We start from the raw sequence: 17,976 nt of genomic DNA, 5'->3' as shown, positions 1-17,976 counted from the left end.
GAGCGCCCCGCCAACCGCCTACTCCCGCCAGCCGGCCAGATCGACGCCCTTGGCGATCTCGACCCGGAAGCCCATGGTGATCTCGCCGCTCTCCCCCGGACCGAGCCGCAACCGCCAGGTCAGCTCCCCCAGCTCGGTACGTTCGGCCGGCGGCGGGACGAGGGTGGCTTCCCGTACGGACACCCCGTCGTCCCGGGACACCGGCAGTTGGTCCCGCACCTCGACGGTCGCCGGTCGGGGGGTGTGGTTGGCCACGCTGATCCGGTATTCCACCTCACGCCGTCGGGTCGAGCCGAGCGTGGCCCTGGTGTCGGAGCGCCGGCCCAGTTTCCGTTCCACCCGCAGCCGGTCGTCCACCCCGAGCGCCAGTTCGGTCTCCTCGCCCGGCGCCCACACCGGCAGCCGGGTGGTCGCGACGAAGTCGGCGCCGTGGAAGACCGCCGCCGGGCCGGGGAGCAGCGTGTGTGCCGAGGTGTTGCGTACCGTCGCGCGCAGGTGCGCCTCCGGTGCGCGCAGCGGCACGGTCACGTGGTCCAGCCGGGCCGGCAGTTCCAGCACGGCGACGGTGGCCCGGTGTGCGCTGCCGTCGGCGGGTACCGCGATGGGTCGGGCCGGTCGGTAGGTGGCGGCGGCGACGCCCTGCTCGACCTCGGCGACGCTCGCCTGCATCATCGGGGGCGGCGGGCCGGCGAACGCGGCTCTGCCGGTGGCCGGCGGCGCCCCGGCGGGTGCCGGCGGGGGCGGTGGCATCCCGCCCACCATCGTCGCCGGCAGGACCCGCGGCGGTACCGGCCGGACCCGGTCGAGATACCAGGGCGACAGTTCGGGTACGGCGGTCGCCACGGCCGGGCGGGCGGTCGAGAGCTGGAGCTCGCACTCCGGCCAGTCCTCGCCGGTGTCCTGGCTGACCAGCCCGAACCAGGTCAGCGTCACGGTCTCGTCGACCAGCCGCAGGTCGTACGAGGGCTGCCAGCGGGCGCCGTCCACCAGGTAGGTCAGCTCCAGTTCCAGCTCGGCGTCGTCGACGTCCACCGAGACGGTCACCTCGGCGGCCAGCCGGTCCGGTTTCCGTTTGCCCTTCGTGGCCTGGAGCTGCCGCTCGACGGCCGCCAACTCGTCGGTCAGCTCGGTGCGCCGCCGGGCCAGCCCACGCCGCCGGGTGCGGGAGTCGGTGAGTTGGCCGGCCACCGAGTCGGCGAAGGCGGCCACGTCGGTCGGGGCGGCGTCGCCGGCGGCCAGCGCGCGGGCGTACGTGCCGCCGGCCCGCTCGGCCAGCCGGGCGAGGAACTGTCCCCGCTCCGCCTCGATCTCGTACGCGTCGTCCGCTTCGGCCAGGTCCTCGGCCAGCGCCCGGCGCCGCCGCTCCAACTCGCTGACCTGCCGGTCGGCACTGCGCGCCTGCCGGTGGGTCGTCACGTCCACGCCGAGCACGGTGGCCGCACCCCGGCCGCCGACCCGCAGCGAGTCGCGCCGCAGTCCGAGCGGGAGCGGTGCGATGCGGATCCGGTGCTCGCCGGCGGCCAGGCGGGTGCCGCCCAGGCGGGTAACCCGGGCCCGGTCCGGATAGACGGTGACTCCGACGATGGGTGCTTCGATCTCCACTGCGTCCACGCGGCGAGGGTAGTCGGGGCCCGCTCGTGGCACCGGCGCGCGTCAGACACACCACCAGACGTACAGATGCTGCTCGGGGCGTCCTCGGTGATCGCCCAGAGTCGGGACCGGTCCGACACGTACGCCGGTGGCACCGCCAGGGGTGACCGGGAATGACGTCGCCACGGCCGGCCGGTTCACGTACCTTTCCGGCATGGAGCTTCATGATCTTCCGCCGGCGGAGTTCGCGTTCCCGGGGCCGCTGCGGGACACGCTGGTGGCCGCGATCCTGTCAGGCGCGAAGACCTCGACGTCCAGCCTCGTGCTCGGCTACGAGCGGGCGAACGAGCCGATGCCCGAGGTCGGCCAGCGGTCGGCGGTGCTCGACTCGGCGGGCCGGCGGGTCGCGGTGATCGAGGTGACCGAGGTACGGGTGGTCCGACTCGCCGACGTCGACCTGCGACACGCCCTCGACGAGGGCGAGGGGTACGAGTCGGTGGCGCAGTGGCGGGCCGGGCACGAGACGTTCTGGCACAGCGAGGAGGTACGCGCGGAGCTTGGTGATCCCGGCTTCACCGTCGACGACGACACCCCGGTGCTGGTCGAGCGCTTCCGGCTGGTGCACACGGTCTGAGCCGTCGCGCGTGGGGTCGGGGCGATCGTCGCCGTCGGCGTTGCGGGGCAAAATCACACTTTGACCCGGTGTATCGTCGGTCGCCGTATCAGCGATACACGCCTGGCTGGCCTGTCGAATGCGGGGAGCGAATGCCGGACCGTACGACGACATCGACCACCAGCGCTGTGGATCGGGTCGAGAAGGACGGGCGTCGACGGCGCGGTGTCGTGGAGTCGGCGTGGGTCCTGCTCGTCGTGGTGATCGCGTCGCTGCTGTTCCTGGCCCGGTACGAGGACCCCCGGCGGATCTCCAGCTCCGGCGACAGCATGTGGTACATGCGTCAGGCACTCATCTTCGCCGGGAAGAGCCCCGACGAGGCCCGGATCACGGCCGCCCGACAGGTGTGCAGGGACATCAACCGCTCCCAGCGGGACCACGGCACGCGACCCTCCTGCACCGAGTACCAGAGCACCGGCATCTCACCGCGCTACGTGGCGATCTTCGACAGCCGGCCGGGATATCCGCTGTTCGCCGCGCCGTTCGTGGCGGTGCTCGGCCCCTGGACCGGCATGGTGGCAGCCACCATGCTGCTGGCCATCGCGGCTGCGGTGCTGGCGTATCTGGCGGTCTGGCTGGCGACCGGACTACGCCTCGCCGGTGTCTTCGCGGCGGGCCTGCTGTTCGTGCTGCCGCCCGGTTTCTGGATGACCCGCCTGCTCACCGAGAGTGGGGTCGTGGCCGGCTACCTGGCCGTGATCCTCGGGGCCATGCTCGCGTGGCGCGGCCGTATCAGACTCGGCCTGTCGATCGTGACGGTCGCGCTGGTGTGGCTGTTCGCGGTGCGGTCGGCCAGCGGGATGGCGATTGCGCTCACGCTGCTCGGCGCGTCCGTGGTGGCGCTGCTCACGCGGCTGCCGCAGCGTCGGGCCGCCCTGCTTACCGGCGGCGTCGGGCTGCTCGCGGTGGTCCTCTGGCAGGTCGTCAGCTCGGTGCTGCGGCTGCCGGGGCTCAACGACACGATCCAGGACTTCGCGACCCGGCACTTCTCGCGTCCCGACATCGCCGACCCGATCGGTTGGCTGGTCGAGAAGAACATCGCCTACTGGCCGGAGCAACTGGCCGACGAGATCCCCTACCCGGAGGCCGCCGTCGCTCTGGTGTTCGCGGCGGTGGTCCTCGTACGCATCATGGGCTCGGCCGCCGCGTTGTGGATCTTCACGGGGCTGACCGGTGTGGCGATGCTGGTGGCACATCCCGTGGCGACCGAGTACGACCGGCTGATGCTGCCGTTGTGGATTCCGGTGACGTGCGCGCTCGGCTATGCCGCGGCGCTCGCCGTCAGCCGGGTGCGTACGCCCGACGTGGCCGAGCCCGAGCCCGAGCCCGCTGGGCCGATGCCGGCGCGGGTCGCACCGGCCGGATCGGCCGCGGTGTCCTGACCGGCGGACCCGGCCCTCCCGGCCCGTTGCCGCGCGCCGGCCCAACCGGGCGCGAGGCGACGGGTGCGGGCTGCGTACGATGCGGGACCGGGCATCCCCTCGTCCCGCGGAGGTAACGGCAGATGGCAGGCCAGCACGAGGGGTACGCCCTCGGCGTCGATCTCGGCACGTCCCACACCGTCGCCGTGCTACGCCGGCCCGACGGGCACACCCGCCCGCTGCTCGTGGACGGGCAGCCGATCATCCCCTCCGGCGTGTACGCCGACGCCGACGGGCTGCTGCACGTCGGCCGGGACGCCCAGCGGCTGGCCCGGACCGACCCGGGCCGGTACGAGCCGAACCCGAAGCGGCGTATCGACGAGCCCGCGGTGCTGCTGGGTGGTCGCCGATACCCGCCGGCCGAACTCCTCGCGGCGACGCTGCACGCGGTGGCCCGGGCGGCTGTCGAGGCGGTCGGGTTCCTACCCCCGGCGGTACTCACGTGCCCCGCCACCTGGGACGCGGCCCGGCGCCAGGTGCTGGCCGACGCCCTTGCGGTGGCCGGCTGGCCGACGGCGGCCGAGCACACACTCACCGGTCCCACCCCACCGGGCACCCGGCTGCTGCGGGAGCCGGTGGCCGCCGCCCGCTACTACACCCAGGTGCTGCGCCGGCCGGTGCCGGTGGGTGGAACCGTCGCGGTCTTCGACTTCGGTGCCGGGACGTTGGACGTCGCGGTGCTGCGCAACGAGGGCGCCGACCCGTGGGGCGACTCCGGGTTCACCGTCGTCACCGCGGGAGGCGCCGACGACCTCGGTGGCCTGGACCTGGACGTGGCCCTGCTGGGTCGGCTCGGCGAGTTGGTCGCCGGGGCGGACCCGGCGCGGTGGGAACGGCTGACCCGCCCCGAGTCCGCGACCCAGTGGCGGGAGCGGCACGAGCTCTGGGAGAACGTCCGGGGCGCGAAGGAGATGCTGTCACGGGTCACGGCCGCGCCGGTGGCCGTGCCGGGGGTGGAGGCGGCGGTCACCCTCACCCGGGCCGATCTGGAGCGGGTGGCCGCACCGCTGCTGGCCCGGGCGGTGGCGGTGGCCCGGGAGGTGATCGGCGCGGCCGGGCTCGACCCGCAGCAGCTCTCCGGCCTGTTCCTGGTCGGCGGTGCCACCCGGATGCCGATGGTCGCCCGGCTGCTGCACGCCGAACTGGGCGTCGCCCCGACCGTGCTTGAGCAGCCGGAGCTGCCGGTGGCCGAGGGGGCGCTGACCGACCTGCCCCTGCCTCGGCGCGCCCGGAACGCCGACGCGTTCGCCGCACCCGCCGCCGTGCCCGCGCAATCCGCCGCGGCACCGCGACCGCAGCCCGTTGCGTCACCGGATCCCGCCGCGTCACCGGATCCCGCAGCGCTGGCGCAGCCCGAACCCGCCGGCACCTCGCCGCACGAGCCCGCCGTGCCGCACGCCTGGGTCGGCAGCCAGGACGGCAACGCGCCGACCGTGCCCGCCGACCCGGGCCCCACGCCGACCGTCGTCGCCGGGCCGGAGGGCGTCACGCCGGCCCTGCCCGCCGGCCTGGCACCGACAATGATCGCCAGCCCGTCGACCGCCCAGACCGTGCCCGCCGCACCGGCGCCGGCCATGCCGTTCGGGCCGCCGGGCGCAGCAGCCGGACACCCCGCACCCTTCGCACCACCGTGGACACCGGCCGGGGACGCGGGGCCGTACGCATCGCCGGGGGCACCGGCCGGAGGCGCGGGACCGTACGGACCGCCGGGGGTATCGGGCGTGCACCAGGGCGGACCGCAGGGGGCGTGGTCGGGCGTACCCGTCTCCGGCGCGCCGGTGTCGCCACCGCCCGACGGCGGCCGGACCGGGCCGGCGCTCCCTGGGCGCCGGGCGCTGTGGATCTCGCTCGCCGCCGTCCTCGCGCTCGCCGGTGTGGCGACCGCGGCGGTGCTGTACCTGACCCGGGACCGCTACCCCGCCCTGGAGTTCCGGACCGTCGACCTGGTGACCCGGGTGCCCGCCGGTGCACAGCGGCCGGCGGACATGTTCACCGCGGTCCTCGGCAACCGCGCGTACCTCGCTTACCCGCTCGACGACGGGCGGCTGGAGGTGGTGGCCGTCGACGCCGGCACCGGCGCGGTGAAGTGGCGGAAGCAGACCGTGGCGTCCTCCGAACGGTGGGATCGGATCGTCGCCCTGCCCGGCGCGGTCGCGCTCTTCGCCGACGCCATCGGCGACAACACCCCCCGGGACCTGGTGCTGCTCGGCGGCGACTCCGGCGACCAGCGGTGGCGCCGGCCGATCCTGGGCGACGATGACGTCATCTTCGGCGACGGCGTCGCGGTGCAGGTCGACCGCACCGGGAAGCGGCTGGTCGGGCTGCGGCTGAGCGACGGCGACCCGATCTGGGAGGAACCCACCCCGAGCGACGAGTACGGCAACACCCGGACCAGCGTCCGCCCGGTCACCACCGACAAGGCGCTGGGCGGCCCGGCCTTCCTCGACGGCTCCCCGCGTAACCCCTGGCTCGGCAAGGTCCAGCAGATCGTGCAGGTGGGCGCGGACCGGTCCGTCCGGCTGATCGACATGGGCAGCGGCCGGGAGGTCCGCAAACTCGCCGGGGTGGCCGACCACGACGACCTGGTGGTGGCGCACGAGGACCGCCTCTACGTGGCCCGCGACGACGCCGGCTACCAGTTGCTCGCGTACGACCTGACGAGCGACGCCCAGCCGAAGGTGCTGTACACCGCCGGGGACGACAAGCGCAGGCCGAAGGCGCTGGTACCCTGCGGCGAGCGGCGGGCGTGCCTGCTGGAGGTCACCGGCGGCGACGACGAGACCGCCGAGGTGGTGGCGGCGGACGAGAAGGACCACATCCGCTGGAAGGCCCCGGAGGCGACCACGCTGGTGCCGGTCGGCGAGCACCTGTTGGCCCGGCGGACCTCCCCGAAGTCGGTTGGCACACTGTTCGACGCCGAGGGTCGCGCCGTGCTGCGGGACCGTGGCGGGGTGGCGGTCCGGCTCGACGCGGGCAACCTGCTGCTTCTCGCCGACCCGCCCAGCTCGGCCGAGGACGACCGCAGCGTCGCCGGGATGCCGGTGAGTTCCGGCGACGTGACCGAGATGGGCCAGTTGAAGGACGTCCGCAGCGACACGTGCTCGTGGAACACCAGCGTGATCGTCTGCGGCGCCGGGAAGGACGGCGGGGCGGAGTCCCCGTACGGCTTCGTGCTCCACCGGTTCGCCGACGAGTAGCCAGAAGCCGACAGCAATTCAGATCGATCTATATAACCGATAGCCTCCTCTCAACGGCCAGGCTGTCCCGCGTCCGGTCACGAGCCGCGCGGGGCCGACAGGAGGAGGACCGGCAGATGACACTTCCCCGTACCCGACGATGGCGGGCCCGCGCGGTGGGCGTACTCGCCGCCGCCGCGGTCGTCGCCGCGATGGGCACGCCCGCGACGGCGGCCCCGGCCACCGGCGAGATCCTGCACGCCGACGCCGCGAACGCCACGGCCGACGGATACGTCGTGGTGCTCAGGGGCGACGCCCTCGGGCAGCCCGGCGACCGGCGGGCCGCCGTCACGAGCACCGCCGACCGGCTGGCCGACCGCTACGGGGCCACCCTCGGCCGCGTCTACGGGCACGCGCTCACCGGCTTCGTGGCGCACCTGCCGGAGCGGGCGGCCCGGCGGCTCGCCGCCGACCCGGCCGTGGCGTACGTGGAACGGGACCGGGTGGTGACCCTCGTCGGCCCGGGCGTGCAGCTCAACCCGCCCTCGTGGGGACTGGACCGGATCGACCAGCGCAATCTCCCGCTCGACGGCCGGTACGCCTACCCGAACACCGCGCACAACGTGCACGCGTACGTCATCGACACGGGCGTCCGGAGCACCCACGGTGACTTCGGCGTCCGGGCCGGCGGCGGCGTCGACCTCGTCGACGGCGGCCCGGCGGACGACTGCAACGGCCACGGCACCCACCTCGCCGGCACCATCGGCGGCACCCTGCACGGGGTGGCGAAGGAGATCCGGCTGCGGCCGGTGCGGGTGCTCAACTGCGCCGGCAGCGGCACCTTCTCCCAGGTGATCGCCGGGGTGGACTGGGTCACCGCGAACGCCGTGCGGCCGGCGGTGGCGCTCCTGGCGCTCGGCGGCGGCGCCAGTACGGCGCTGGACAACGCGGTGAACGCGTCGATCGCCTCCCGGGTGACCTATGTCGTCACGGCGGGCAGTTCGAACGCCAACGCCTGCAACTACTCCCCCGCGCGGGTGGCGGCGGCGCTCACCGTGGCCGGCACCACCAGCACCGACGCCCGGATGCCGAGCGGCAACCACGGCAGTTGCCTCGACCTGTTCGCCCCCGGCGCCAACATCAGGTCCACCTGGCACACCGGCGACACGGCGGCGGTCACCATCAGCGGTGGTTCGATGGCCGCCGCGCACGTCGCCGGCTGCGCCGCGCTCGCCCTCTCGGCCAATCCGACCTGGAGCCCCGCCCAGGTCGCGGCCCACCTGATCGGCAGGGCGACGACCAGTGTGGTCACGGGCGTGGTCAGCGGCACGCCGAACCGCCTGCTCTACTGCGGCCCCTGAGCCACCCGGGCACCGGATCCCGGCACCCGTCCACGCGGGCGGCACACCGGATCCGGCGCCCACCCGCGCGGCCCGTCACACCGGCGGGCCGCGCGGGTTCGCACTCCGGTGCTGCGCCCGAGGGCGCTCCAGGTGCAGGGGCGCCACGCATCCTTGTCGATGCCTGTCAGCCCCCTTGTTCCCGCCGGGCTCGCCGACTACCGTTCGGTCGATGATCGACTACCTGGTCATCGGCGGAGGCATCGCGGGCGCCAGCGCCGGACACCATCTCGCCGCGTACGGCACCGTGCTGCTGCTGGAGATGGAGCACGTCCCCGGCCAGCACTCCACCGGCCGCTCGGCCGCGATGTTCTCCGAGTACTACGGCGGGCCGGCGGTGCGCACGCTGACCCGGGCCAGCCGGGGCTTCCTCACCGCGCCGCCGCCGGGATTCGCCGAGCATCCGCTGCTCACCCCGCGCGGCGTCCTCATCCTCTGCCCGCCCGGGAGCGAGGGCGCCTTCGACGCGACGCTGCGCGACGGGGCCGAGGTGGACCCGCCGGCCCGGGAGATCGACCTCGCCGACCTGCCCCGGCACTGCCCCGTGGTGCGGCCGGAGTGGTGCCGGCGGGCGCTGGTGAAGCCGGCCGCCCAGGACCTCGACGTCGCCGCGCTGCACCAGGGCTACCTGCGGGGCATCCGAGCGTCCGGCGGCCGGGTCGGGTGCGACTCGCGGGTCCGCCAACTGCGGCGCGTCGGCGGCGGATGGCAGGTGACGACGGATGCCGGCGAGTTCACCGCCCGGGTCGTCGTCAACGCGGCGGGTGCCTGGGCCGACGAAGTCGCCACGACGGCCGGCGTACGGCCGCTGGGGTTGATGCCGCTGCGGCGCACCGCCTTCCTGGTGGACGCGCCGGCCGGCGTCCCGGCGACGGACTGGCCGATGGTCGGCGACGTGGACAGCACCTTCTACTTCAAGCCGGAGTCGGGACGCCTGCTGGTCTCCCCGTGCGACACCACCCCGGCCCCACCCGGCGACGCCCGCCCCGACGACCTCGACGTGGCGATCGGCGCCGACCGGGTGCAGGAGGCGACCACGCTGAACATCCGCCGGGTCCACCAGGCGTGGGCCGGACTGCGGACCGCCGCCCCGGACGACGTGCCGGTGATCGGCCCGGCGCCCGATGCCCCGGGCTTCCTCTGGATGGCCGGGCTCGGCGGCTACGGCGTCCAGACCTCGCCCGCGGCAGGCGCCCTGCTCGCCGCGCTGGCGGTCGACGCCGAGCCACCCGTCGACCCGAGCCCCCTGTCCCCGTCCCGCTTCACCTGACCGCCGCGCGGCGACGTGTCGACGGGTGGGCCCCGAGCGGACAAACCCTGCCGTGCCGGTGCCGGGGCCAACACAAGCGCGGGCCCCGACCGGACAAGCCGGCCGGGCCCCGCAGGTGTACCGGTTCAGCCGCCGAGGCTCGCCGCCGCCGAGGCGATCGCCGGGGCGAAGGTGCTCACCTGGGCGTAGACGCCCGGGTAGTTGGGGCGGGCGCAGCCGTTGCCCCAGCTCACGATCCCGACCTGGATCCAGGCGTTGCTCGCGTCCCGCCGGAACATCGGGCCACCCGAGTCCCCCTGGCAGGTGTCGATGCCGCCGCCGGCGTAGCCGGCGCAGATCTCCTCGCTCGCGATGATCTGGCCGCCGTAGTAGGAGTTGCAGGTCGCGTCACTGACGAACGGCACGGTCGCCTTGCGCAGGTAGCGCTGCTGCGCGCCCCCCTCACGGGTGGCACCCCACCCGGCGACCGTGAAGGTGCCGTTGTCGTACGCGGTGCTGGTGGCGATCTTCAGTGTCGGGAGGGTGGTGACCGGCGTGGCCAGCCGGATCAGGGCCCAGTCCTTGCCGCTGCCGTTGTAGCCGGGTGCCCGGTAGACGTAGTTCGAGCGCACCTGGATCCGGCTCGACGACTGAAGGTCCACCACGCCGAGGGTGGCGGTGATGCTGGTGTTCGCACCGGTCCTGCCGACGCAGTGCGCGGCCGTCAGCACCAGGCTCGGGCTGTAGAGCGCGCCGCCACAGCCCATGGAGAGCCGGACCATGAAGGGGAACTCCCCCTGCGCGGCCAGCGTCCCGCCCACGACGTTCGGGGTCACCTCGGGCGCGGGCCTGGCGGAGGCCGGAACGGCCAGGACGAACGAGCCGGCGGTGACCGCCACCAGGGCGGCGGCCAACCGGCCGACGAGTGTGCGCCAACGAACCATGGGAGCCTCCCGGAACCTCGCGGCGTGCCGAGGCGACGCGCCGACTGTCGATGGCGGGAGCCTATGGATACATATCGATGGTTAGCAATGCCTGGACACATCCTGCGTCGGTCATACCGCAGCCGGCCAGGCCTGACACCCGGACGCGGATCAGCCCCGGTCGGGCGCGGATGAACCGCGGCTCGCCGGGTAAGCAGCCGGCGACCTGGTGGAACGACCGGAGGTCGCGAGACGCCGCGACCGGACGCACGGGCGGGCGGCGCAGGCCGACCCGCCCGGGCGTACGGTCAGTGGCCCGTGATCCAGTTCCAGGCCGACACGACCCACTCGGTCTGCTGGAGATAGGCGATCCCGAGGCCCGTCAGGAAGACCGCCGTCACCAGGTGCGCCCCGCGCGCGCTGCGCCGCACCCGGCCCAGTTGCCGCTCCAGCACCACCCGGCCGAGCAGCCGGGCCAACGCGAAGAGGCCGGCGGCCACCAGCAGGCTCAGCAGAAAGATCAGCAGCGGGCCGGCGAGATCGCCCCCGCCCGAGATGGCCCAGATCCCCCAGCAGACGAAGGCGAAGAGTGCGCCGGCGGCACTCCACTCACCACCGCGCTTCAACTGCTCGACATGCCAACTGAGCGGCCGACGCGGCGCCGGCCCGTCCGGCCACCCCGTACCCGTCGGCTCGTGCTCGACGACGGGAAACGGCTCGGTGCGCGACGTACGGGACTGCCCGACCGAGGCCACCCCCCGCTGGAACGCGTCGCGCTGCGGCGGCACCCCGGCACCGGGCTGCGGCGGTACCTCGACGGTCCGCTCGGCCCACGGCTGCGTCTGGTCGACCATCTCGTCCCCTCCCCTGGACCCGACAGCGACCACCGGCCGCCGTCCGTTCCGAGGGTAGCCAGCCGGCAAATCGGTCGCCGAGCCCGCACCGGGGCGCGGGCCCCGATCCCTGGTCCCACCGGGCCCGGCAGGGCCGGACGGGACCGGCCGACCACGTCGTCGTGATCGAGGTCACCCGATCATGCCGACGGGCACGGGTGGCCGGCCGGGCCGGCGCCGACCGGGCCGGGGCGGTACGGTCGGCTGATGGGAGACGCGGAGCGGCGCCGGCGCCGGCTACGGCACCCGAGCGGTGACACGGGCGGGACCGAGAGCCCGAACGCGCCGACCACCGGAGCGCACGACAGCCCCGAGCCGCCCCGCGGTCGCCGGGGCGGCCCGGGTGACGAGGGCGATCGCGGCCTACGTGGTCTCGTCGGCCCCGGCTCTTCCCAGGTGAGCGTGACCGCCGCGATGCGGGCCCGCGACGCCGCCCGCCCCACGGACGAGGACCTGGCCGAGGCCGAGAAGCGGATAACGATCATCCGCCGCAACTGGACCCCCCGCGAGGACCTCCCCCGCCGCTGACCCCGAGTCCGGCGGCATGATTCGTCCAAGATCTACGCCGCTCGACCCGACCAGGCCCGCCAGGACGACCAGCCGGATGCTTAGGGGAGCGTGGGAAGCTGGCGGTCGCGCTCGTAGTCGGCCACCTGGGCGATCCGGCGGGCGTGCCGCTCGTTGCCCGAGAACGGGGTGGTCAGGAACGCCTCGACGATGGCCGTGGCCTCGTCCAGCGTGTGCTGGCGGGCGCCCACCGCGACGACGTTCGCGTCGTTGTGCTCGCGGGCCAACTGGGCGGTGTCGATGCTCCAGGCGAGGGCCGCCCGGACGCCGACCACCTTGTTCGCGGCGATCTGCTCGCCGTTGCCCGAGCCGCCGATGACCACCCCGAGGCTCCCGTCGTCAGCTACCACCCGGTCACCGGTGTGCAGGCAGAAGGCCGGGTAGTCGTCGTCCGGGTCGTAGGCGTGCGGGCCGACGTCGACCACGTCGTACCCCTCCTTGGTCAGATGGTTGACCAGGTGCACCTTCAACTCGAAACCGGCGTGGTCGGATCCCAGGTAGACGCGCATACCACGCAGTCTGTCAGGCGCGCTCCCGGGGCGACGCGCGGGCGGCGCCCCGGAGGCGGATTCGTCACAGGTCAGCGGGACAGCTCGGCGACCACCAGGCCGCCGCGCGCCTTCGGGGTGAACCAGGTGCTCTTTCGCGGCATCTTCTCCCGCGCCAGGTTCACCGCCACGAAGTCGTCCACGGTCACCGGGGCGACCAGCACCGCCAGCTCGGCCCGGCCCGCGTCGACCTCGCCGGTCAGCCAGCTCGCCGGGTAGTCGCCGCCGACGTAGGTGATCCGCTTGTCACCCGGGTCGAGCCCGAGCACGTCGCGCAGCAGCAGCCGCTCGACCAGAGCGTGGTCCAGGTTCTCCAGCCGGTTCTCACCGACGTGCGGCAGGGTGACCGCGTACCCCCGGCCGGCAAGGCGGAGGTGGACGGTGCCGCCGGCCGCCGGGACCTCGACCGGGCCGTCGATCGGGCTGATCTCCGCGCCGGCGGCGCGGAGCCGGGCGAGCAAATCGTCGGCGGTGGTGGTCAGCTCGCTGATCAGCCGGTTGTAGGGCTGGATCGCTACCGACGCCGGGGTGGTGATCACCGACAGGAAGCGCGGCAGCCCACCGGTCTGCGCGGCCAGGCTCCGATGGTTGCCGTCGGCCACGACCAGTTCGCCGCCGCCCGCCAGGGCGGTCAGCTCGTCCTGGCGCGGGCCCGGCCCGAGCAGCCAGATGGCGTGCGTGCGGCCGGCCTGGTCGGTGTCGGTCGCCGCCGGCGCCCCGGCCGCGTCGGTCGCCGCCGCGAGGGCGGCGTGCAGCTCGTCGCCGCGCCCGGTCTGCAACAGGAGTACGGGCGACAGCAGGTGGCCCAGCGCCTCGGCGAGGGCCACCCGCTCCCGCACCTTGGCGATGAAGACGTCCTCGTTGCGGATGACCAGACCGGGCTCGTCGGCCCGGGTGGAGATCTGGTCGGTGTCGACCATGGCGAAGAGCCCGTACGCGTTCTCCTCCCCCGGCGCGCTGATCCGGTAGAGGACCACGACCTGCTCGGCGGGGGTGTAGCTGCCGTCTGCCTTGGCCTCGGCGAGGCGGGTCACCGCGTCCGGCAGGGCGTCGAGGAAGGACTTCCCCAGGCTCTCCGGCGCCCGGTGCGGCATCTCGATGCCGAGGGCACTGTGCGGGTTCTCCTCGATGATCGCGGTGATCTCCGCGTCGTCGGCGAACTCGTCGTAGTTCTGCGCGCCGGTGCCACCAGTGGTGATCCAGGCCCGGGTGATCGGATGCACGACCGTCATGTGCGAAGACGCTACCGGCGAGGCGAGTCCCGCTGACGCGGGACCCGCGCGGGGTCCACCAGATGAAAGAGCTACCGGGGCGGGACGCCGGGCTTCAGGCGGTGCGGTCGGGCCGTCCCGCCGCCCGCCGGTGCCGACCGCTCGGCGTGGCGGCCCCCGCCGGGCGTCGGCCCGGCGCACCCGGTCCGGCGGGCACGATCCTCCGGGACCCGGCCGACGCGACCGGAGCCGTGGACCGGGAATCAGCCGGTGGGGTGGACCGGAGTTCAACCGGTGGGGTGGACCGGAGATCAGCCGGTGGGGTGAGCCGGGAGGTGATCGGCACGCGGGCTACGCCGACCACGATCGGCGGGGCGAGCAGGTCCACCATGTGGTCGGGAAGATCGGGGCGGACCGCCCGCCAGCGGGAGTCGTCGACCGACCAGTACGCCGTGTCCGGGCCCTCGGTCACCCCCTCCCGGGTCGACGGAACGTCACCGGACGCACGGTGCTTGGCCATCGGGAATGCCTCCACGAGCTGCGGGTTGCGGCCCTGCGGGTCGCTGCGGCGGACACCGGGGCCAACGATTCCGCCGCCACCCCGGTGACGCCCCACCCACCCCGCCCAGCCTTCCCCGCCCACGCCCCCGCCCACGGCGGGTACCTGGCAGGCGTCCTGCCGATCCGGCCCCGAACCGGCCGCCCCGCCGTCCTCCCCCGCGATGCCCGCCCTCAGGCAGTCCTCTCCCCTGCCGCTCCCGTCGAAGTTCTGCGGAAGGGGAGAGGGTCGGAGATCAGTCGAAGATGGGGTCGCGGTCGCGGGAGCGCTTCAGCTCGTAGAAGCCCGGGGTGCCGGCGACCAGCAGAACGCCGTCCCAGAGCCGGCCGGCGGCCTCGCCCTTCGGTGCCGGGGTGATCACCGGGCCGAAGAAGGCGACCGGGTCGCCGTCCGGGCCGGGCGCGTGGATCACCGGGGTTCCGACGTCGGTGCCGACCGGACGCATCCCGGCCTCGTGGCTGGCCCGCAGCGCCTCGTCGTAGCCGGTGCCCTCGGCGACGTCGGCCAGCGCCGGGTCGAGCCCGACGTCGGCCAGCGCGGCCGTGAACAGCTCCGGTGCGAGCTTCTCCTGCCCGAGGTGGATCCGGGTACCGAGCGCGGTGTAGAGCTTCCGGACGGCGTCCGGGCCGTACCGCTGCTCCACCGCGATGCAGATCCGCACCGGGCCCCAGCCGGTCCGCAACAGCTCCTGGTACTGCTCGGACAACTCCCGGCCCTCGTTGAGCACCGACAGGCTCATCACGCGGAACCGGATGTCCACGTCCCTGACCTGCTCGACCTCCAACAGCCAGCGGGAGGTGATCCACGCCCACGGGCAGAGGGGGTCGAACCACATGTCTACGGTGACGCGCTCGCTCACGGTTGGTCCCTTCACGACGGGTGCGCCGGCCTCCCGGCGCCTTGCCCGATCTTCACCCCGACAGGTATCGACCGACAGGGGAATGAGAGCGTGACCTCGCCCACCACAGGGTGTTCGTGCATGGAAGACTCGAATCCGGCCGTCACGAGCGGTCGATGACGGCGCCAACCGGGCGTGCGGCGAAACGGGATGGAGACTAAAAGTGCCGGGAGTGCGCAACCTGACGCAGGTCGAGGCCACCGAGCGGGCCCGCCTGCTCGACGTGACCGGATACGACATCAGTCTGGACCTCTCGTCCGCCGTGCGGCCGGCCGAGGCTCGCACCTTCCGCTCGACCACCGAAGTCCGGTTCCGGTGTCTGGAGCCCGGCGCGAGCACCTTCATCGAGCTGGCCGCCGACTCCGTGCGGTCCGCCACGCTGAACGGCACGCCGGTGGACCTGAGCGACTGGTCGGCCGAGAAGGGCCTGACGCTCTCGGGACTGGACAGCGAGAACACGCTGGTCGTCGAGGCGGACTTCGCGTACTCGAACAGCGGGCAGGGCATGCACCGCACCGTCGACCCGGTCGACGGCGAGACCTACCTCTACAGCCAGTTCGAGACGGCCGACGCCCAGCGGGTCTTCGCCTGCTTCGACCAGCCCGACCTGAAGAGCGTCTACACCTGGCACGCCACCGTCGCGGACCACTGGAAGGTGGTCTCGAACATGCCAGTGGAGCGGGAGGAGGCGGCGGGCGAGGGGCTGAAGACGGTCCACCTCGTCACCTCGGTCCGGATGAGCACCTACATCACCGCCCTCTGCGCGGGGCCGTACCACGAGGTGCGGGACAGCCACGACGGCATCGACCTGGGCGCGTTCTGCCGGGCCTCGATGGCGCAGCACCTCGACTCGGACGACCTCTTCCTGGTCACCAAGCAGGGCTTCGACTTCTTCCACGAGCAGTTCGGCGTTCGCTACCCGCTGCCCAAGTACGACCAGCTGTGGGTGCCCGACTTCAACGCCGGCGCGATGGAGAACTTCGGCTGCGTCACGCACGCCGAGTCGCACTACATCTTCCGCTCGCAGGTCACCGACTACGAGTACGAGCAGCGGGCGAACACGATCCTGCACGAGCTGGCGCACATGTGGTTCGGTGACCTGGTCACCATGCGCTGGTGGAACGACCTGTGGCTGAACGAGTCGTTCGCCGAGTGGGCCAGCCACTGGTGCAACACCCACGCCACCCGGTTCCGCGAGGCCTGGACGACGTTCCTGTCCATCCGCAAGAACTGGGGCTACCGGCAGGACCAGCTCTCCTCCACCCACCCGGTCTACTGCGAGATGCCGGACCTGGAGGCGGTCGAGGTCAACTTCGACGGCATCACGTACGCCAAGGGCGCGAGCGTCCTCAAGCAGCTCGTCGCGTACGTCGGCGAGGAGCCGTTCCTGGCCGGCCTGCGGGCCTACTTCGCCAAGCACGCGTGGGGCAACGCCACCTTCGACGACCTGCTCTCCGAGCTGGAGGCGGCCTCCGGCCGGGAGCTGCGCAAGTTCGCCGCCCAGTGGCTGGAGACGGCGCAGGTCAACACCCTGCGACCGGAGCTGACGGTCGGCCCGGACGGCAACTACGAGCAGGTGGTGGTCCGCCAGGAGGCGCCCGCCGGGTACCCGACGCTGCGTACCCACCGGATCGGGGTGGGCCTCTACGACCTGACCGACGGCCGGCTGGTCCGCCGTGAACGGCACGAGGTCGACGTCACCGGCGAGCGGACCGAGCTGACCGCCCTGCGCGGCGTGCCCGCCGCCGACGTGCTGCTGCTCAACGACGACGACCTCACCTACACCAAGCTGCGACTCGACGAGGGGTCGATGTCCACCGTGGTGCAGCACATCGCCGGCTTCGAGTCGTCGCTGGCCCGCGCGCTGTGCTGGACCGCCGCCTGGGACATGACCCGCGACTCCGAGCTGGCCGCCCGCGACTACCTGGCGCTGGTGCTGGCGGGGCTGCCCGCCGAGACTGACATCAACCTGGTCAACGCCACCCTGCGCCAGGCCACCACGACGCTCACCTTCTACGCCGACCCGGCCTGGGCGCCGACCGGCTGGGCGGAGCTGGCCCGCACGGCGCGGACGACGCTGGCGGCGGCGGAGCCGGGCAGCGGCTTCCAGCTCACCTGGGCCCGTGCGTACGCCACGGCGGCCCGCTCCGGCGAGGACCTGGCCACCCTGCGCGGCTGGCTGGCCGGCGCCGACGTCCCGGCCGGCCTGGCCATCGACACCGAGCTGCGCTGGGCCGTGCTGGACGCGCTGGTCGCCAACGGTGCGGCCGGTGCCGCCGAGGTCGAGGCCGAACTGGCCGGGGACCGGACAGCCAGCGGCGAGCGGGAGGCCGCACACGCGCACGCGCTGGTGCCGACGGCGGAGAACAAGGCCGCCGTCTGGGCCGAGCTGACCGGCCCGGAGACGCTGCCGAACTGGCGCAACCGGGCGCTGTTGCAGGGCTTCACCCACCCGGCGCAGGTCGAGCTGGTCGCGCCCTACCGGGAGAAGTACTTCGCCGTGGTGGACCAGGTCTGGGGCAACCGGGACAGCGAGCCGGCACAGGAGTTCGCGCAGCTGGCGTACCCGGCGTATCTGGTGGACGACGACACGGTGGCGGCCACCGACGCGTGGCTGGCCGGCGACGGACACCCGACGTCGCTGCGCCGGCTGGTGGCCGAGGGCCGCGACGGCGTCCTGCGCGCCCTGCGGGCCCGTGAACGGGACGCCCGCAGCGCCTGACCGTAACGCCGCGGCGGGGCTGGCGAAGGCCTGTGCCCCCGCCGTACGCCCGTACGGGCGTCCGCCTAGAGATCTTGGTGCGAAAGTGCCCTCGGGAGGGCCGTTTCTCGCCAAGATCTCTGGGCGGGCTGGTGTGGGCACGACGA

Annotated in this window: 14 protein-coding genes; 7 read left to right on the top strand and 7 right to left on the bottom strand. The window is 73.7% G+C overall.

The genetic code is table 11. The annotated features are described in order from the left end of the window. Positions 1-18: 18 nt before the first annotated feature. Positions 19-1,611, bottom strand: a complete 1,593-nt coding sequence (locus tag GA0070608_RS16180) for a DUF4139 domain-containing protein (RefSeq protein WP_091628842.1) — start codon at positions 1,609-1,611, stop codon at positions 19-21. Positions 1,612-1,804: 193 nt separating this feature from the next. Here GA0070608_RS16180 and GA0070608_RS16175 point away from each other — a divergent pair, with 193 nt between their 5' ends. From GA0070608_RS16175 to GA0070608_RS16155, 5 genes are all read left to right on the top strand, one after another. Next, positions 1,805-2,224, top strand: coding sequence for an ASCH domain-containing protein (locus GA0070608_RS16175; RefSeq protein WP_091635244.1), 420 nt, complete (start codon positions 1,805-1,807; stop codon positions 2,222-2,224). A gap of 167 nt (positions 2,225-2,391) precedes the next feature. Further along, a complete protein-coding gene (locus tag GA0070608_RS16170; protein WP_091628840.1) occupies positions 2,392-3,645 on the top strand; it encodes a hypothetical protein in 1,254 nt (417 codons plus the stop codon). Positions 3,646-3,767: 122 nt separating this feature from the next. Continuing rightward, positions 3,768-6,881 (top strand): hsp70 family protein, encoded by a 3,114-nt coding sequence (locus GA0070608_RS16165; protein ID WP_091628838.1) that lies wholly within the window; start codon positions 3,768-3,770, stop codon positions 6,879-6,881. Positions 6,882-6,997: 116 nt separating this feature from the next. Continuing rightward, positions 6,998-8,221, top strand: coding sequence for a S8 family peptidase (locus tag GA0070608_RS16160; RefSeq protein ID WP_091628836.1), 1,224 nt, complete (start codon positions 6,998-7,000; stop codon positions 8,219-8,221). 211 nt (positions 8,222-8,432) lie between these two features. Next, positions 8,433-9,530 carry an NAD(P)/FAD-dependent oxidoreductase gene (locus GA0070608_RS16155; RefSeq protein WP_091628834.1) on the top strand — a complete coding sequence of 366 codons (1,098 nt, stop codon included), beginning with the start codon at positions 8,433-8,435 and terminating at the stop codon, positions 9,528-9,530. Between the two features lie 125 nt (positions 9,531-9,655). Here the strand turns inward: GA0070608_RS16155 and GA0070608_RS16150 are convergent, their stop codons facing one another. Together GA0070608_RS16150 and GA0070608_RS16145 are read right to left on the bottom strand one after the other, a co-directional pair. Further along, entirely contained in the window at positions 9,656-10,453 is a 798-nt protein-coding gene (locus GA0070608_RS16150; protein WP_091628832.1) for a S1 family peptidase, read from the bottom strand. Between the two features lie 287 nt (positions 10,454-10,740). Beyond that, a complete protein-coding gene (locus tag GA0070608_RS16145; RefSeq protein ID WP_091628830.1) occupies positions 10,741-11,286 on the bottom strand; it encodes a hypothetical protein in 546 nt (181 codons plus the stop codon). 246 nt (positions 11,287-11,532) lie between these two features. On the opposite strand from GA0070608_RS16145, the gene GA0070608_RS16140 reads away from it, so the two are divergent. Then, entirely contained in the window at positions 11,533-11,853 is a 321-nt protein-coding gene (locus GA0070608_RS16140) for a hypothetical protein (RefSeq protein ID WP_091628828.1), read from the top strand. Between the two features lie 80 nt (positions 11,854-11,933). Here GA0070608_RS16140 and GA0070608_RS16135 read toward each other — a convergent pair whose 3' ends face one another. From GA0070608_RS16135 to GA0070608_RS16120, 4 genes are all read right to left on the bottom strand, one after another. Then, complete coding sequence (locus GA0070608_RS16135; RefSeq protein WP_091628826.1) at positions 11,934-12,401, bottom strand: ribose-5-phosphate isomerase; 468 nt, start codon at positions 12,399-12,401, stop codon at positions 11,934-11,936. Between the two features lie 71 nt (positions 12,402-12,472). Further along, positions 12,473-13,672, bottom strand: a complete 1,200-nt coding sequence (locus GA0070608_RS16130; protein ID WP_091628823.1) for a DUF1015 family protein — start codon at positions 13,670-13,672, stop codon at positions 12,473-12,475. Between the two features lie 94 nt (positions 13,673-13,766). After that, positions 13,767-14,171: a hypothetical protein gene (locus GA0070608_RS16125; protein WP_091628821.1), complete on the bottom strand. Its 405-nt coding sequence runs from the start codon at positions 14,169-14,171 to the stop codon at positions 13,767-13,769. Between the two features lie 274 nt (positions 14,172-14,445). After that, on the bottom strand, positions 14,446-15,069 hold the full coding sequence (locus GA0070608_RS16120) for a mycothiol-dependent nitroreductase Rv2466c family protein (protein WP_091628819.1): 624 nt from the start codon (positions 15,067-15,069) through the stop codon (positions 14,446-14,448). 211 nt (positions 15,070-15,280) lie between these two features. Here GA0070608_RS16120 and pepN point away from each other — a divergent pair, with 211 nt between their 5' ends. After that, on the top strand, positions 15,281-17,830 hold the full coding sequence (gene pepN / locus GA0070608_RS16115; RefSeq protein ID WP_091628816.1) for an aminopeptidase N: 2,550 nt from the start codon (positions 15,281-15,283) through the stop codon (positions 17,828-17,830). Positions 17,831-17,976 lie beyond the last annotated feature (146 nt).

This window comes from Micromonospora peucetia (assembly GCF_900091625.1).
GTDB lineage: Bacteria > Actinomycetota > Actinomycetes > Mycobacteriales > Micromonosporaceae > Micromonospora > Micromonospora peucetia.
The sequence above is the reverse complement of the archived record's forward strand: the minus strand, read 5'-3'. Positions and strand labels throughout refer to the sequence as shown.

Excerpts from the sequence above, each read along its gene's own strand:
- GA0070608_RS16125 (WP_091628821.1), bottom strand. The coding sequence starts at position 14,171 with ATGGCCAAGCACCGTGCGTCCGGTGACGTTCCGTCGACCCGGGAGGGG.
- GA0070608_RS16150 (WP_091628832.1), bottom strand. The coding sequence starts at position 10,453 with ATGGTTCGTTGGCGCACACTCGTCGGCCGGTTGGCCGCCGCCCTGGTG.
- GA0070608_RS16145 (WP_091628830.1), bottom strand. The coding sequence starts at position 11,286 with ATGGTCGACCAGACGCAGCCGTGGGCCGAGCGGACCGTCGAGGTACCG.
- GA0070608_RS16130 (WP_091628823.1), bottom strand. The coding sequence starts at position 13,672 with ATGACGGTCGTGCATCCGATCACCCGGGCCTGGATCACCACTGGTGGC.
- GA0070608_RS16155 (WP_091628834.1), top strand. The coding sequence starts at position 8,433 with ATGATCGACTACCTGGTCATCGGCGGAGGCATCGCGGGCGCCAGCGCC.
- GA0070608_RS16140 (WP_091628828.1), top strand. The coding sequence starts at position 11,533 with ATGGGAGACGCGGAGCGGCGCCGGCGCCGGCTACGGCACCCGAGCGGT.
- GA0070608_RS16165 (WP_091628838.1), top strand. The coding sequence starts at position 3,768 with ATGGCAGGCCAGCACGAGGGGTACGCCCTCGGCGTCGATCTCGGCACG.
- GA0070608_RS16135 (WP_091628826.1), bottom strand. The coding sequence starts at position 12,401 with ATGCGCGTCTACCTGGGATCCGACCACGCCGGTTTCGAGTTGAAGGTG.
- GA0070608_RS16160 (WP_091628836.1), top strand. The coding sequence starts at position 6,998 with ATGACACTTCCCCGTACCCGACGATGGCGGGCCCGCGCGGTGGGCGTA.
- GA0070608_RS16175 (WP_091635244.1), top strand. The coding sequence starts at position 1,805 with ATGGAGCTTCATGATCTTCCGCCGGCGGAGTTCGCGTTCCCGGGGCCG.